The sequence below is a fragment of the Dyadobacter sp. 32 genome (assembly GCF_902506755.1).
Taxonomy (GTDB): Bacteria; Bacteroidota; Bacteroidia; order Cytophagales; family Spirosomataceae; genus Dyadobacter.
Genome location: NZ_LR735258.1, coordinates 1,547,891 through 1,562,730, shown reverse-complemented (window position 1 = coordinate 1,562,730; position 14,840 = coordinate 1,547,891). Strand labels below are relative to the sequence as shown.

Below are 14,840 nucleotides of genomic sequence, written 5' to 3'. Positions count from 1 at the left end.
AGATGGCTTCGTTCTTTTATTTGGAAAAAAAAGCTGTCTGTGAACTAATTTCTAGCTGGATTGGGCAGCTTGTTGGCGTACTTCCACTTTGCTCTGATGGTACACCTGGGAATAAGCAGGCACACTCTTCACGATCCATGCATTTCCTCCAATGACCGAATCATGGCCAATTACGGTTTCTCCGCCCAATATGGTAGCATTGGCATACACAACAACATTATCCTCAATAGTTGGATGCCGTTTGCGCGAAGCAAGGGATTTGGAAACATGTGTGGCTCCGAGGGTCACACCCTGGTATAACTTTACATTGTTACCAATATGGGTCGTTTCGCCAATGACTACCCCAGTTCCGTGATCAATGAAAAATGGATGACCGATTGTTGCATTGGGGTGAATGTCTATACCTGTTTGTCCGTGTGCGAACTCTGTCAGCATTCTGGGCAACAATGGAATGCCACACAGCGCAAAACTATGCGCTATCCGATAAGTAGAGATGGCCATAAAGCCCGGGTACAAAGCGATGACTTCTTCAACACTCACGGCCGCAGGATCATTGTCGGAAATAGATTTTGCGTCAAGGAGCAGCATATCATAGATCTCCGGTAAACTTGCGAACACAGCGTCGAGCACGTCTTCCTTATCCCGTTGTAGTTCTTTTTCGAGCGGAATTAGCATACAATCAAGTCTTTCACGCAAGCTGGCATAATCTTTTAAAAGATCCCTTTGCTTACCATCGTTCAGGCAATCCTGGCTTATTGGAAATAGGAAATTTATTAACTGCTGGATAAATTGCCCGGCCTCGTGTCTTGAAGGCAATTTGTAACGATAAGATTTATTTTGAGCGGCTAGGCGTTCCAGAAAAAATTTCTCTGTTTGGTTCATTTTAAGGATTGGATAACAATCAATTGATGATAATTGATAATTTTCTTTTACATCTGACTTGTATCAACAAAGAAACGGACAGAAAAATTAAATTTTTAATATTTCTTTTATAAAACTTAGAGCGGGTTCACATTTCAAAGGTTAAACTCGTATATTGAATTTAATAACAAGGCGAATAATCATCAGTTCAGTATCACTGGTCTTGATTCATTAACGGAGTTGCTAATAATTGGGGAATACATTACAGTTCATTTCAATCACCACTATGAAGTTATTTGAATATATAAAATCCAAGATTATTATTCTGGTTTTCTGCCTGGCTCTCAGCTCGTGTTTTTCAAGATATCTAATTACTCAAAAGGAGGTGAGAAAGCACTATGCGACCAAAGAAAATAAGCCCACAATACAAATTATAAAGAATGATACCCTATCATTATGCATTGCTACCATAGGTGCCGACACGCTACCTATGTTGTTACTGATACATGGTGCTCCCGGGTCACTTTGGGGTTACATGAATCTGATGGATGATATTGATCTTCAGAAGCAATTTCATATTGTGTCGGTAGACCGGGTTGGGTACGGGAAATCCCGGTTGAAAAAGCGAAAATTTGTTACTTCCATAGAAACGCAGGCGAAGGCCTTGCTGCCGGTGCTGGCATTAAATCGGTCCAGTGAAAAAATTACTGTTCTCGGCCGTTCCTACGGCGCTCCTATTGCTGCTAAGATGGTTACGCTGATGCCCGACGCGATAAAAGAGCTCATTATGGTCTCACCGGTTATTGATCCGGATAAAGAAAAATTTTACTGGTTTTCCAAATGGGGCCGAAATTCTTTCATCCAGCTTTTTTTACCTGGCGCCTTCAATACGGCGACTGCTGAAAAATACAGCCATTCCAATGAACTCAAGAAATTGCTACCAGTCTGGGAAAATCTCACTGTGCCCACAACGGTCATTCAGGGTGGGAATGACTGGATTGCCGACCCGTTGAATCTGGAATTTGCAAAAAAACATATAAAGAGTAAGCGGGCGCAATACATTTTCCTTCATAACGCCGGGCACATGATTACCTACACACATGCAGCTATGATCAAGGAGATGCTGATGAAAAGCCGACTATTCCATGATCAAATAACTTCGTTGGATGTAAACTGATGGGTGGATAAATCAAAAAGTCCTGGTCGATTCGAATTGTTTAAGGCGACCCGAAATGTTTTCTTAGACTACTAATTTATAAAGTCGCTCCATTTTTGTTACCGTACTACCTTCTGGCTTACGGATTCCTGGCCGTTGTCGGCTTTGAGTATGTATAGTCCTTTTGGCAGCATACGCACATCGAACTCGTCCTGCACGCTGTAGACAGGCTCCCTCGAAAACATGGCTCGAACCATTTGTCCTTGTAAGTTGAAAAGCTGTACCTGAATAGTGGAAGGTTTAATACTGCTCACCCTGAAGGAAAGGAAATCTTCGGTTGGAATTGGGTATGCATTAATCGTCATGGAAACCTCCGGAGAGTTACCATCAGACGGAGGCACCGATGTTATTAAAGACCCGGCGGATTCATATTGAGGAACTATGACTTGTTCTCCGGGTTTGTCGGAGACAATGATGGTTCCCTCATGATACGATTCGGATATAGCGATCCCATCTCTCCATTCATACACGACGAAAGCATATACATAGCGTCCTACACGCTCTGGGGCATTCCATATAAGCTTCTTACCCTTCTGGTCAATTTTAAAAGTGCCATTTTTGGTCAGATCATTGGGATAGAAAAATGAAGGATGCAGACTTCTGACACCACAGGTTCCCGGCGACGGCCTGCTTGCTGCTTGCAGGCGCATGGTAACACTGTCTTTGTCAGCCACTAACGGTTGGAGGTCGATGGAAAAGATTTGCCGTATTCCAGCAGTTAGCGTTGGATATGGCAGAATTGGCGTTGCATTTGGCGCCTGGGTATCTATTACCGTCCATAAAAAAAGGTTTTCAGTTTCAGCATTTTCCAGGTTTAGAAATCCACCGGTACGTGCGTTTATAGATGCCGAGATTTGAAACGTCCCGGATGAAGGATACGTATAAGTCTTTTCAAAAACACTCAGCATCAGTTCTTCTGATAGGCTTGTCACTGAAACCCGGGGAAACTCACTGGTCTGTCCGTCACCAAAACAAACATTTACCGATTGCATGGCATTGGATGCATTGGTACCCGTGTTTCTATCCAGTTGTAGGTGAACTGATATTTTGTATGTTTGACCAGATACGTGAGCTGCTCTGATTTCACCACCCAACAAATGGGTTGCGTAGCTCTTGGGTAAAGTGATGAAGACAAGTAGAAGGAGAACGTATAAAGTTTTCATGACGGGTACAGAAAAAGATGTTTACCTAGCTTTGAAACGATCGGATAGGCTCATTTTGTATTCAGTCAGGTTAATATTTAGGTCATTAAGTGAAAAGGAGGAGACAAATATTTGAGATAAATATTCCATCGGAGCATGGCTTTCCTGCTCGGTATGCTTGGTGCAAAACTTCACAGAAGCGCTGCTGATAAATTGATGGATAAGGAATGCAGAAAGCCGCCCGGATCAGGCGGCTTTCACTAATCTTACTAAGCCATGAAGGGATTGAGTAGCAATTAATCTGTGTGCGCAATGTAATCATGCGCCATCTGGGTAAGTTAAACTTACTGTTTCATCTGAGCCTCCACAACTGCAATAGCGACCATGTTTACGATCTCCCTCACTGAACTTCCCAGCTGCAATACGTGTACCGGTTTTTTTAAACCCAAAAGGATGGGTCCTATCGTTTCGAGTTCTGCCGCTTCTTTTAATAAATTGTAAGCGATGTTACTTGCCGAAAGGTTGGGAAAAATGAGCGTATTGGCTCCGCCGTCAACAAGATCACTGAATGGATGATTCTCCCGTAATAGATTTGTGTTAAAGGCAAGGTGAGCCTGCATTTCACCTTCCACAATCATTCCCGGATTTCGTTTTTTGAGAATTTTTGTGGCCTCACTCATTTTGTCAGCATCTTTTCCGCTTGCACTTCCGTAGTTGGCATAGGTAACGAGTGCAATACGGGGCACAATGTTAAAGCGCTCAATCGCCCTTGCTGTGAGTTCCGTTATTTCAACAATTTCGTCCACAGTTGGGTCAAAATTAACGGTCGTGTCTGAAAAGAAAAGGGGACCTTTTGGCGTCAAAAGTATGTACATACCCGCAACCTTGTTTACGCCTTCCTGTTTCCCGATCACATGCAGGGCCGGTCGGATGGTGTCGGGATAAGTCCTTGTGAGACCGGAAATAAATGCGTCCGCATCCCCATTTTCCACCATCATGGACCCGAAATAGCTTTTGAAATAGATGGTGCGCCGAGCCTCAATTGGCGTTAAGCCTTTGCGTTGTCGCTTTTCATAGAGTTTAGCTGCATATGCGTCAATCATCTTCTCGTTTTCTTCAGAGCGGGGATCAACAATGGCCACATCGCCCAGATCCAGTTTACTATCCCGAATCAGGTTCTGAATGGTATCCTTATTACCCAGTAAAATTGGAAAGGCAATCCCTTCATCACGTACCTGTTGCGCAGCTTTGAGTACCTGGATGTTTTCAGCATCGGCAAAAACCACCCTTTTGGGGGCAAGTTTGGCCTTGTTCATGATCACTCTGGATATTTGCTCATTCATTCCCAGGCGGCTGGATAGTTCCTGTTCATAGGCATCCCAGTCGGTGATAATTCTCCTGGCAACTCCCGTTTCAATAGCCGCTTTGGCGACTGCCGGAGCCACGGTGGTTAGCAACCGGGGATCAACGGGTTTCGGAATGATGTATTTGTTGCCAAAAACAATATTGGTCTCATTATACGCAAGATTTACGATGTCCGGAACAGGTTTTCTGGCCAGTTCGGCCAGCGCATATACCGCCGCCAGTTTCATGGCCTCGTTTATTTCAGTAGCCCTTACATCCAGCGCACCACGGAAAATGTAGGGAAAACCAAGCACATTGTTGACCTGATTGGGGTAATCTGACCGGCCAGTTGCCATAATCACATCTTCCCGGGCCTCAACCGCATCGGGGTAGGGGATCTCTGGGTTTGGATTTGCCATAGCCAATACAATCGGGTCTTTGGCCATGGATTTTACCATATCCTTGGATACGATATCAGCAGTAGAAAGGCCCAGGAATATATCCGATCCAACCATTGCTTCCTCAAGGGAAGCGTACGTTTTATCGGTCGCAAATTGCTTTTTCATGCTGTTGAGGTCCGTCCGGGCGTTGTTGATATGCCCTTTGGTATCAAACATGGCAATGTTTTGTGGATCAGCACCCAGGGCAATATACAGCTTGGTACATGATACAGCCGATGCCCCGGCACCGGAAACGACAACACGTATATCTTTGATATCTTTCTTCACCAGAACCAAAGCGTTGAGCATGGCGGCAGCACTTATGATCGCAGTTCCGTGTTGATCGTCGTGCATGACCGGAATATTCAGTTCCTTTTTAAGTCTTTCCTCGATCTCAAAGCATTCGGGCGCTTTGATATCCTCCAAATTTACTCCGCCAAAAGTTGGTTCCAGAATTTTTACCGTCCTGACAAACTCATCAACATTTTTGGTATTAAGTTCCAGGTCAAAAACGTCTATATCGGCGTATATCTTGAAAAGTAAACCCTTGCCTTCCATAACGGGTTTGGATGCTTCCGGGCCAATATCACCCAGCCCCAGCACAGCTGTACCGTTGCTTATGACTGCTACAAGATTACCTTTGGCAGTATATAAATAAGCGTCTTCAACATTTTCAGCGATTTCGAGACAGGGTTCGGCTACTCCGGGTGAATAGGCCAGGGAAAGGTCTCTTTGCGTATTGTACTCTTTTGTGGGAATAACCTGAATTTTACCAGGCCGTCCTTTGGAATGGTAATAAAGCGCGTCTTCTTTTCTGATTTTCTTGTTCATACGGTAGCACCATTTTTGTTGCTAAGGTACAAACATTCATGGCAACGCCATGATTTTAGGACTTAATATGAAGGGGAATTTTGGTTCACAAATCTTTGAGAACTTTTTTCGTTGGCGAAATATTCTCGTCGTTGAAAGAGGGGCTACTCATCAGTTTTTTTTTGCGGGAGTTAAAGGAAGCACGCCTTTTCATGAAATAGGCGAATACCATATACATGACAAACATGCCGATGTATATGTAAAAAGATGCCGTGTTACTGATATCGCCGTGAAAGGCGAAGAATAGTGAAGTGTTTACGATGGTGACCATCCACAAAGTGAAAGAGGCCCAGAAATGGTTTAGGCCACTATCAAGCAAAATGTGGTGCATGTGATTACGGTCAGCAACAAACGGAGATCCTCCCTTAACGATTCGGACAATAAACACACGAAGCGTGTCAAAAATGGGAACGATCAAAAGAACCATCACGATGATGGGTGCATTGAAATATGCATTGGGATCGTAGAGGTAGCCAACATTCAGAGATAAAAATTCCACTGCAAAAATGGATAATAGATATCCAACAATCAATGAGCCGGTATCTCCCATGAAGATCTTGCTTGTTTTAGAAAAATTGAATCGTAGGAAACCCAACAACGAACCGGACATAGAGAATGCCAGGCATCCAAATGAAAAATGTTCGTTAAGAATAAACCAGATTCCAAACCCAACGCCTGCAATGAGACTGATACCTCCCGCCAGACCATCGATGCCGTCGATGAGGTTGATGGCATTGATGATGGCAATAAAAATAAATATGGTAAGGGGTATGCTGACGAGGTCGGGAATCTGATTGATGCCGAAAATTCCGTAAAAATTATCGACTTTGAAATTACCCATCGCCACAAGGATCATGGATGCAAATATCTGTACGATCAGCTTTTTGGTGGGATCCACCGCCAGAATGTCATCTTTAAGACCTAAGAAAAACAAGATGACCACGCCGGTCATCGAGAGATTGATCAGATTGGATTCTACTATGTTTTCTGAATGGGGCCATAAGAAGTAGGAGATAAGGGTAGCCGCAAAAATAGCAATCCCTCCCAGGGTTGGCGTTTCGGTCTGATGTGAGCTCCGAAAGCCAGGCTTCGCTGTCAAATTAAGCAATCCCGATAGATTAATAATAATAGGAATGGCTATAATTGATAAAAAGCAGGCAATAAGAAATGAAAGGATGCACTGATAAACATCATGGTGAATAATGTTGTTGAACAAGCCTTCACTTAATATCTGTATGGGTAATAATTTTATCATTCTCCCTTGTGATGTGTTACTTTATCAGTTTCGTTACTCTTCACAATACTTCTCCAAATTTGGTACTTTTTTATGATATGATGAAATTCCCGGAATTTTTATATCAAATTGTTATTTAACGGCTGACTAATAATCCTTGAATCAAGAGCGTAAAGCCCTAAATAAACTGAGAAATTTTTCTCAGGGGCTTCATCAACAACGTAAAAAACTTGGGTTTCATACCGTTGACATGCCATGCTTTTTGATCATTTCTATTCGCTTTCCATCTATTCCCTACACTACTGTTACTGACACCGCCGGTTCTCATCTTCACCAATACTCTTGGCAGGTAGGTGGTTTTTACTTGGAACTTGTGAATCATTCTCAGCATCAATTCGTAGTCAGCGGCACTGCCAAGATCAAGTCTGAAATGTCCGTAATCCTTATAACACTGTGCCGAAATAAAAAATGTAGGATGCGGTGGCATCCATCCGTATAAAAATGATTGCGCCTTGTATTCACCAGCTACCCATCTTCTTTTCACCTTCGAAGTGTCTGCCTCATCCACATATTCCAGGTCTCCGTAACAGGCCTGGGCCCTGGATTCAGTCATGGATCTGACCACATCGGCAACCACCTCTGTGTCGCTGTAAAAATCATCCGCATTCAGAATGCCAATAACGTCACCGGACGCCAGGTTCAATCCTTTGTTCATGGCATCATAAATTCCCCGGTCCGGTTCGCTTATGAAATGAGTTATCTGTGTACCATAAGACTGGATAATCTGCTGGGTCCCGTCACTCGATTGACCGTCGATTATTATATATTCGATCAAAGGGTAAGTTTGATCCAGAATAGATTTTATGCAGCTGTCAATCGTCTTAACACCGTTGAACACAACTGTAATGATGGTTACCTTCAAAGCTCTATATGTCTTCTTTTAATACGTACGGCCGGATTGCCCTGGTAGATGCTATACTCTTCCATATTTTTTGTTGCTACCGAGTTTACGGCCAACACGGCATGAGATCCTACTACAACTCCAGGGCATACGGTTGCTTTTGCGCCAATCCATGCTCCATCTTCAATAGTTACAGGTTTAATGATCAGATCAAACGTAGTTTTAGTGAAATCATGGTTTCCGGTCAGGATGTAGCATCCTTGCGACAGGCAAACGTTTGCTCCTATATTCACCATTGTGAGGTTGTCGATCCACACATTCTCTCCAATCCATGTATGTGGTCCTACTTTTAAATACCACGGATACTTGATGTTTACTTTTGGTTTAATCATAACGTTAGACCCGATTCTGGCGCCAAAGGCCGTTAGAATCAGCCGCTTCAAGGCAACGGGGTATGGGAAATACGTGTTGATGAAAATCCGTCCGGCCAGGTACCACAACAGCTGCTTGAAACGGCTACCCGGTTTGTAGAAGCTATTGTCGTACCTGGACAGATTGGTTTGGGCTGTTGAGATTTTTTCCATATTCTGTCCTGAAGTGCTTTATAATAGATTCTTTATCCTTTCCTGCCTGCCTGTATACCTCATAAATTTTAGCATCCACCAAAAATCGGTACCAGAATCCCTGCAGAAAATGCCAGATAAGCCCCTTTGTACCATCCATAAAACCCGCTTTGGCTATAAAACGATACAGGAAGTAAATGAATGGGCGCGTGAATAGGGGTAGACTGGCATATTTGATTTTCAAATAACGGGTTCGCTGTTCCTGGCTTCCAAAGAAGTCGGGGTGAACCGTTTCTTTATTATCAAAGTTATATTTAATATTCAATAGGTCTATAACCTCTCTGATGGAATAGTTGTTGTGTTTTTGAGTCCACCAGGTAAGATTGTTGAGATTATGGTCGACAATATCGTTCTGCAGCCGTGCCGTTTGTCCGCTGCTAAGTTTAATGTGTTCATCCATCCAAAGCTCTTCACATATCCCAGTTCCTGCTCGCCATACTCTAAGTAACCAGATGGGATAGTAACCCCCACGTCTGATCCATTGATCCATGAACACCACCCGCCGTTTTACATAAAGCCCTGATACGGCCTCAGGGGTGGTATGGAGCGAGGTGTTCAGCTCAGCAGCAAGCTCGTCGGTTATGAATTCGTCCGCATCCATACGCATGAGCCACTGGGTGCGGAAAGGATTCTGCTGAATACCAAAGTTAAATTGAAATGCGTACGATATCCAGGGATTCTGAACGACCACAGCACCGAGCTGTTCTGCAACCTGTACCGTATCGTCGGTTGAAAATGAATCGACTATGAAGATTTTATCGGTAACCTTGAGAAGACTTTTAATGCAGCGCTCAATGTGCTTCGACTCGTTGTGTGTTAAGATGATGACGGATAAATCGATCATGCTTGTTGATGGCGGCAATCTTGTTAGGACTTGGTAAGATGCCCAAATATAATCACGTTTTTTTAATTTTCTTGTATTCTTCCAATAATTGGTTGGCTACCACCGAAATATCAAAGTTCTCCGTTACCATGGTGTAAGCCCTTTTTCTCAATTCATTGGCATAAGATGGCTGTTGTAATATTTTAAGAATTCCTTCCGCAACCCCGTCGATGGTCAGGGGCGTTAAATGGGCAGCGTGGTATTTTTTGATGTAATCGCCAAAGCCTACCCGGTCCGACACAACTGTTGGAACCTTGCAGGTCATTGCTTCCAGTACGGCAATGGAAAATCCTTCGGAATAGGAAGGAAGCACAAATAAATTTGCGTCGGAGAACGCCTCTTTTTTATCGCCGTCGGTTAGCATACCTACCATCCTGATCCGATCCGCAAGTTGGTGCTTACGGATGAAATTTTCAGTTTCTTCCTTGTAGCCGTCATCGGGCCCTGCCAGTATCAAAATAGCCTCCGGGACTTCTTTGTGAATTTTCTCAAAACCCGGTAGCAGCAGATCAAGGCCCTTTTTTATGTTGAGCCTGCCCATAAACAATACGATCTGATGGGTGTCTGACAAGCCCTGTTTTTTTCTGAAAATTCCTTTATCCGGCAAATTGGCATAATCAGAAACCTTCATGCCATTGGGCACGATAACCATATTTTTGGGTCGGTACCCCAGGTAATGCAACACATCCTGTTCTTCATCTGTATTGTTGATCTGAATCAGGTCGGCCTTTCCCAGCAATCGCTTTTGGTACAGTGTCGATACTATTTTCTTTTTCCATTTACTGTGATCAATAGCCCACCGATCGAGCAATCCGTGTATGGTGATGACTTTGGCTACATGGTTCGGTACCAGGAACGGTGCCAGGCTACCAAAATGCCAAATACCGTGCATGTGTACAATGTCGTATTCGGACAGGTGCTGTTTCAGGTAGCTATAAAGCTCCACGGAGAATTCGTTGAAGAATTTACTGACCGGCTTGGATCGTTTACACTCGATAAGTCTGGCACCTGCAGGCACAGGGTAGCTTTTCTCTCCCGGAGTCATTGGGCTCAGAATATCTACCTGATGTCCCTGGCGCAAAACCTCTGTTGTATGATCGTAAATAATTCGCGCCGGACCTCCAATGGCCCAGGTGTAAGCACATATGTTCAGTATTTTCATCAGGCTGGATTCATTTCAGTGGCACTAAGTAGGCAAGTGTTTTTTCCCATGTTCCGGATCAAAGTGTTTTATAGCAATCAATCATCTCAATAGCTACCTGCTTTGCAGCAAAGGGTTCTATGATCATTTTAGATTTTTCACCCATTTCACTTATCTTATCCGGATTTTCGACGAAGTAATTCAACGCCCTTTCCAGTTCCATAACGCTTTTAGGCTGGAACGTGAAGCCATTTTCGCCATCTTTAACGATATCCCTTACACAGCCACATTTGTTGGATACAATGACGGGAAGGCCACAAACCATTGCTTCATTAACCACCAGGCCCCACGGCTCCGATTTGCTTGGGAGTACCAGCACGTCACTTAGGGCAAGCCAGTCGGGTACTTTATACCAAGGATGCCCACCGGCAAATAGTATGCTCGGGTCGGAAGCTGCCATTCTTTCCAGGTTTGCACGGGAGGGTCCCTCCCCAACCAGAATCAGGCCCCATGGTTCGGATCCTGGTTTTCTGTTGTTATTAACTTTTAAAAATGCGCTGATCAGCATTTCCAGATTTTTTTCGGGTGCCAGGCGACCAACATACACAAAGTTGTTGATTGATTTTTGGACCCGTTTTTTAGCTTCCAGAAAATTATTCCGGATGATTTCCTCGTCGATCACAGCTGCGTGACGAACGGTAATGCGCGACCGTGGAATCCCTAGTTTTAATAAATAATGTGCCGATGATTTGCCAAAACAAAAGAATACATGTGGTCTGGAAAGTATCCACTTTTTGATCAGCTCTTTCATTGCCGACCGGTCCCGGTCCATCACCGATGATTCGGAGGAAAGCACCACTTTTACGCCACGAAGCCTGGCATAAGTCATGAGGAGAATTTGTGCCCAGTCGAAATAGCCTGTTACATTCAAAATGGTAGGATTGAACGCATGGAAGGCTTTGAACAAAGCAATACACCTTTCCATAAACTTAACCTGATCCACGCTTCGCTTAAAAAGAACCTTGTAGGGGTAGTCGTAAGGAAAATAGGTGTCGTCAGCTTTCATTTCTCTTCGGCTCGACTCATGAAGCGCTATGTGAACCACCAGAAAGGCACTTTCAGGATGGCTTTCTTTCAACGCAAGATTGATCTCACTGAACAGTTTTGATTTGTAATGCGCCCATAATTGATTGTGAATTAAGAGTATGCGCATTACTTTTTTTTGTTAAGATATTCTAAAAACAACGGATATAGATTTTTTGTTAAAAATGCCTGCCCGGCATCGTTATAGTGTATGGTGTCCGTCTCGCGGTAATATTTAAGCGCAATACCCAGGTCAAACTCATTGATGAGCCTCACCTGATTTGCTCTCGCAAATTCTATAATTTCATCACCCTGTTCGTTGAATTCGCCCATGGCAACCTCCGAAATTTCGGGATGAAGATAAATAAAAAGTGGGATAGAGTCCTTTCTGGACATCGCAAGTAATTGCTCATAGCCAGGATTCAGCCCCTCGCCCGATTTCCGGATTCCACTTTTCTTCTGTTTTGATCTTTGAACTGAATCGAGGGGGGCTTGTACTACCGGCTGTGGACTGGGGAAAATCATGTCGTTTGTTTTGTAGATGACCAGTTCACGATAACGATCCCAAAGTTCTATCAGCGCAAGCGGGTATTGTTTTGTCGGGTACATGGGGTTGACGCCCACGAGGTTCTGCGCACCAGCCATGTTGTCGTGGGCATCGTGACTGCTGGTAACCAGGCATATCAGGTCTGCGTTGAACATGCCGTACTTTTTCAGATAGGCTGCAATATTATCAGGCCCCCACGAACCTGCCGCAATGTTCAGAACCCGCACTGGTTTACCCAGGGTAATTGATAGTTTTTTTTCAAGCTTGGTAGAAGCCAGGCTGTCCTGGTCGGTAAGACTGCCGCCGTTAATTACCGAGTCGCCGATGAGCAATACAACCGTACTGTCGGCCGCAGAAACAGGATCGCTGCGCATGGAAAGTTCATTGGTGCGAATAATATTTCCAAAGCGGCTTAATTCCTGGTTGGGGGCATAAATATATTCAAAATCGGAGTCAGCTACATACAGCGGCGCGGTACAAAATCCATATTTAACCCTAAGTACAACTTCCGTAATTCCTGCTAAAAGAAGAAGAACAATAAAAAATCTAATGATGAATTTCAACATACCTTCATGTCAGCACCGTAAAGTTTGGGCTGCAAATTTAGAACTAGTTTTTTAATTTGTAAGATTGATAACCTGCCAATGACTACAATTAAAGATTAAGTATGGACTATGCAGCGGGCAATAAGGGAGGTTGCAAGCAGTTACAAAATCTCAATTAATTCAATATTATTTCCAAATGGATCTCTAAAAGAAAACCGGGATCTTCCTGGTAATGGTGACTCATTTTTTATGGCAATTCCATTCGATTCAAGGATTTTTCGAGAATTTTCAAGACTGGAAACCACAAATGCGGGATGCCTCCTGGACAGATCCTGATGATTTTCGGGTCTAATGTGCAGCTGAATGTTCCCGATCTGGTACCAGACGGCATCTTTGGGTAATGCATATCCCGGATCAGGTAGTTCTTCAAGTCCCAATACGTTGGAATAGAACGCTCTCGCCTCCTTTTCTTTACCTTCCGGAAAACAGATCATAATGTGATCTAGATGCTTAAAATCAATTTTCATTACTTTGTTAAAGGTGTTGTAACCCAAAGCCTCTCCGGATTCTCCGGAAGGGTATGGCCTCATTTAAAAATTTTACAATAGGAATATCGCAAGTCGTGTCGCCGATTTATCTGGAGAGAGGACCCTTACTGGCAGGTTTGCCATCTTTCCACACAGCTTCAATTTTGCGCGTATTCCTAATATCCTGCTCCGGACTGGATGAGAGTATGATGAAGTCGGCTTTCTTTCCTTTTTCCAAAGTGCCTGTTTCATCTGCTATTTTCAACGCTCTTGCGGCGTTTTTAGTGCCAATGGTAATAACCTGCATCGGGCTCAGTCCTGCCCTTACCATTAGTTCCATTTCCAGGTGTTCTGTAAACCCCTGTGCCCGGATGGGAAAAGCACCCGAATCGGTTCCCAGGGCAATCATTACCCCGGAGTCGTTGATTTTCTTAAGATTCAAAAGGCTTATTTTAGAAGCGGCTTTGTTTTTTTCATAAGCCGTAGAAAATTTTGTTTTTGAATGATAATCAGGAGCGGTGATCATATCCAGTACGCCTGGTTCCAGTGATGCCTGAAAAAACGGATCACCGATCCATGCCGGTTTATCGCCATATACATGGTTGTATTCATCCAGGGCAAGGGTTGGAATATAGATGACGCCTTTCTTCCGCATCAGCTTTAGAAGATCCTCGTCAACCACTTTGTCACGGATGCTGTGCGCAATGATATCCAGACCAGCTTCTACGAGTAGTTTGGCGTCCACGGCGTAAAAAAGGTGGGCGGCAACCCGGATACCATTTTTATGTGCCTCAGATATAATTGCTTTGTAGATCTCCGGTTTCATTTTTTGCGAATTACCACCATGGTCATCTACCCAGATTTTGATAACTGTCGGCTTCACTTTCGCCACAGCGGCCACCATTGGCGCCACTTCTTCCACGGATTCTGGCCTTTGCAGTAAGTTCATCCAGGAGGCTGGTGTGCTATCGGGCGTATTGAATCCGTAGCCTGCTGAATATAAACGTGCACCGGGTAGTAATCCGGCAACGGTAGAGTCTCGTATACCATTATCGAAGATTAAGGGCCTGTCGGTTCCCATGGCGAGGACAGCGTTGACACCATAATCCTGATATTTTTTTAAATGTTTCAGAAGATTTTCTCGTGTGTAATTTTCGGCCGTGGCTGTGAGTCCTTTCAAGGTACCCACATGTGCATGGGCGCAGATGAGTGATGGAATGATGGTTTTACCTGAAAGATCAATTACCCGGGCGCCTGGATCCTGGATATTTTTTCGGACGTCCACAATACGGCTTCCCGAAATCAATACATCCGTAGCCAACCTGGACGGTGAACCGGTTCCGTCGATGACCGCTACATTTTTCAGCAACGTTCTTTCGAGCGGCTGCGAAATGGCAGGTGATCCTAGCAAACCGAGCGCCAGAACCTGGAAAGCGAATAGGGAATGTTTCATAATTGAATGTTTTGACGTCCCCTAAATATA

General features: G+C 44.0%; 13 protein-coding genes. 1 reads left to right on the top strand and 12 read right to left on the bottom strand.

All coding sequences use genetic code 11. The annotated features are described in order from the left end of the window. Positions 1 to 51 precede the first annotated feature (51 nt). Positions 52 to 882: a serine O-acetyltransferase EpsC gene (gene epsC, locus DYADSP32_RS06265; RefSeq protein WP_149243521.1), complete on the bottom strand. Its 831-nt coding sequence runs from the start codon at positions 880 to 882 to the stop codon at positions 52 to 54. Between the two features lie 364 nt (positions 883 to 1,246). Here epsC and DYADSP32_RS06260 point away from each other — a divergent pair, with 364 nt between their 5' ends. Beyond that, positions 1,247 to 2,038, top strand: coding sequence for an alpha/beta fold hydrolase (locus DYADSP32_RS06260; protein ID WP_414617563.1), 792 nt, complete (start codon positions 1,247 to 1,249; stop codon positions 2,036 to 2,038). Between the two features lie 98 nt (positions 2,039 to 2,136). On the opposite strand, the gene DYADSP32_RS06255 is transcribed toward DYADSP32_RS06260, so the two are convergent. From DYADSP32_RS06255 to DYADSP32_RS06205, 11 genes are all read right to left on the bottom strand, one after another. Further along, a complete protein-coding gene (locus DYADSP32_RS06255; RefSeq protein WP_149243523.1) occupies positions 2,137 to 3,240 on the bottom strand; it encodes a T9SS type A sorting domain-containing protein in 1,104 nt (367 codons plus the stop codon). Between the two features lie 323 nt (positions 3,241 to 3,563). Next, positions 3,564 to 5,834 carry an NADP-dependent malic enzyme gene (locus DYADSP32_RS06250; RefSeq protein ID WP_149243524.1) on the bottom strand — a complete coding sequence of 757 codons (2,271 nt, stop codon included), beginning with the start codon at positions 5,832 to 5,834 and terminating at the stop codon, positions 3,564 to 3,566. Positions 5,835 to 5,919: 85 nt separating this feature from the next. Continuing rightward, positions 5,920 to 7,128, bottom strand: coding sequence for an MraY family glycosyltransferase (locus DYADSP32_RS06245; RefSeq protein ID WP_149243525.1), 1,209 nt, complete (start codon positions 7,126 to 7,128; stop codon positions 5,920 to 5,922). 157 nt (positions 7,129 to 7,285) lie between these two features. Then, on the bottom strand, positions 7,286 to 8,029 hold the full coding sequence (locus DYADSP32_RS06240; RefSeq protein ID WP_149243526.1) for a glycosyltransferase family 2 protein: 744 nt from the start codon (positions 8,027 to 8,029) through the stop codon (positions 7,286 to 7,288). Next, the gene (locus tag DYADSP32_RS06235) at positions 8,026 to 8,592 is read right to left on the bottom strand and encodes a WcaF family extracellular polysaccharide biosynthesis acetyltransferase (protein WP_149243527.1); all 567 of its coding nucleotides are present in this window, start codon (positions 8,590 to 8,592) and stop codon (positions 8,026 to 8,028) included. The genes DYADSP32_RS06240 and DYADSP32_RS06235 overlap by 4 nt, the downstream gene beginning before the upstream one ends. Further along, entirely contained in the window at positions 8,543 to 9,475 is a 933-nt protein-coding gene (locus DYADSP32_RS06230) for a glycosyltransferase family 2 protein (protein WP_149243528.1), read from the bottom strand. The genes DYADSP32_RS06235 and DYADSP32_RS06230 overlap by 50 nt, the downstream gene beginning before the upstream one ends. Positions 9,476 to 9,527: 52 nt before the next feature. Further along, complete coding sequence (locus tag DYADSP32_RS06225) at positions 9,528 to 10,676, bottom strand: glycosyltransferase (RefSeq protein WP_149243529.1); 1,149 nt, start codon at positions 10,674 to 10,676, stop codon at positions 9,528 to 9,530. 58 nt (positions 10,677 to 10,734) lie between these two features. Beyond that, positions 10,735 to 11,868 carry a glycosyltransferase family 4 protein gene (locus DYADSP32_RS06220; RefSeq protein WP_149243530.1) on the bottom strand — a complete coding sequence of 378 codons (1,134 nt, stop codon included), beginning with the start codon at positions 11,866 to 11,868 and terminating at the stop codon, positions 10,735 to 10,737. Further along, positions 11,868 to 12,851: a hypothetical protein gene (locus DYADSP32_RS06215; protein WP_149243531.1), complete on the bottom strand. Its 984-nt coding sequence runs from the start codon at positions 12,849 to 12,851 to the stop codon at positions 11,868 to 11,870. Before DYADSP32_RS06215 ends, DYADSP32_RS06220 begins: the two co-directional genes overlap by 1 nt. Positions 12,852 to 12,991: 140 nt before the next feature. Next, on the bottom strand, positions 12,992 to 13,420 hold the full coding sequence (locus DYADSP32_RS06210; protein ID WP_414617562.1) for a VOC family protein: 429 nt from the start codon (positions 13,418 to 13,420) through the stop codon (positions 12,992 to 12,994). 43 nt (positions 13,421 to 13,463) lie between these two features. After that, positions 13,464 to 14,810, bottom strand: coding sequence for an amidohydrolase family protein (locus tag DYADSP32_RS06205; RefSeq protein ID WP_149243532.1), 1,347 nt, complete (start codon positions 14,808 to 14,810; stop codon positions 13,464 to 13,466). Positions 14,811 to 14,840: the final 30 nt, after the last annotated feature.

What these genes read in the sequence shown, in the direction of transcription:
- DYADSP32_RS06220 (WP_149243530.1), bottom strand. Translation starts at nt 11,868, where the DNA reads ATGCGCATACTCTTAATTCACAATCAATTATGGGCGCATTACAAATCA.
- DYADSP32_RS06230 (WP_149243528.1), bottom strand. Translation starts at nt 9,475, where the DNA reads ATGATCGATTTATCCGTCATCATCTTAACACACAACGAGTCGAAGCAC.
- DYADSP32_RS06250 (WP_149243524.1), bottom strand. Translation starts at nt 5,834, where the DNA reads ATGAACAAGAAAATCAGAAAAGAAGACGCGCTTTATTACCATTCCAAA.
- DYADSP32_RS06215 (WP_149243531.1), bottom strand. Translation starts at nt 12,851, where the DNA reads ATGTTGAAATTCATCATTAGATTTTTTATTGTTCTTCTTCTTTTAGCA.
- DYADSP32_RS06225 (WP_149243529.1), bottom strand. Translation starts at nt 10,676, where the DNA reads ATGAAAATACTGAACATATGTGCTTACACCTGGGCCATTGGAGGTCCG.
- epsC (WP_149243521.1), bottom strand. Translation starts at nt 882, where the DNA reads ATGAACCAAACAGAGAAATTTTTTCTGGAACGCCTAGCCGCTCAAAAT.
- DYADSP32_RS06245 (WP_149243525.1), bottom strand. Translation starts at nt 7,128, where the DNA reads ATGATAAAATTATTACCCATACAGATATTAAGTGAAGGCTTGTTCAAC.
- DYADSP32_RS06235 (WP_149243527.1), bottom strand. Translation starts at nt 8,592, where the DNA reads ATGGAAAAAATCTCAACAGCCCAAACCAATCTGTCCAGGTACGACAAT.
- DYADSP32_RS06210 (WP_414617562.1), bottom strand. Translation starts at nt 13,420, where the DNA reads ATGAGGCCATACCCTTCCGGAGAATCCGGAGAGGCTTTGGGTTACAAC.
- DYADSP32_RS06255 (WP_149243523.1), bottom strand. Translation starts at nt 3,240, where the DNA reads ATGAAAACTTTATACGTTCTCCTTCTACTTGTCTTCATCACTTTACCC.
- DYADSP32_RS06205 (WP_149243532.1), bottom strand. Translation starts at nt 14,810, where the DNA reads ATGAAACATTCCCTATTCGCTTTCCAGGTTCTGGCGCTCGGTTTGCTA.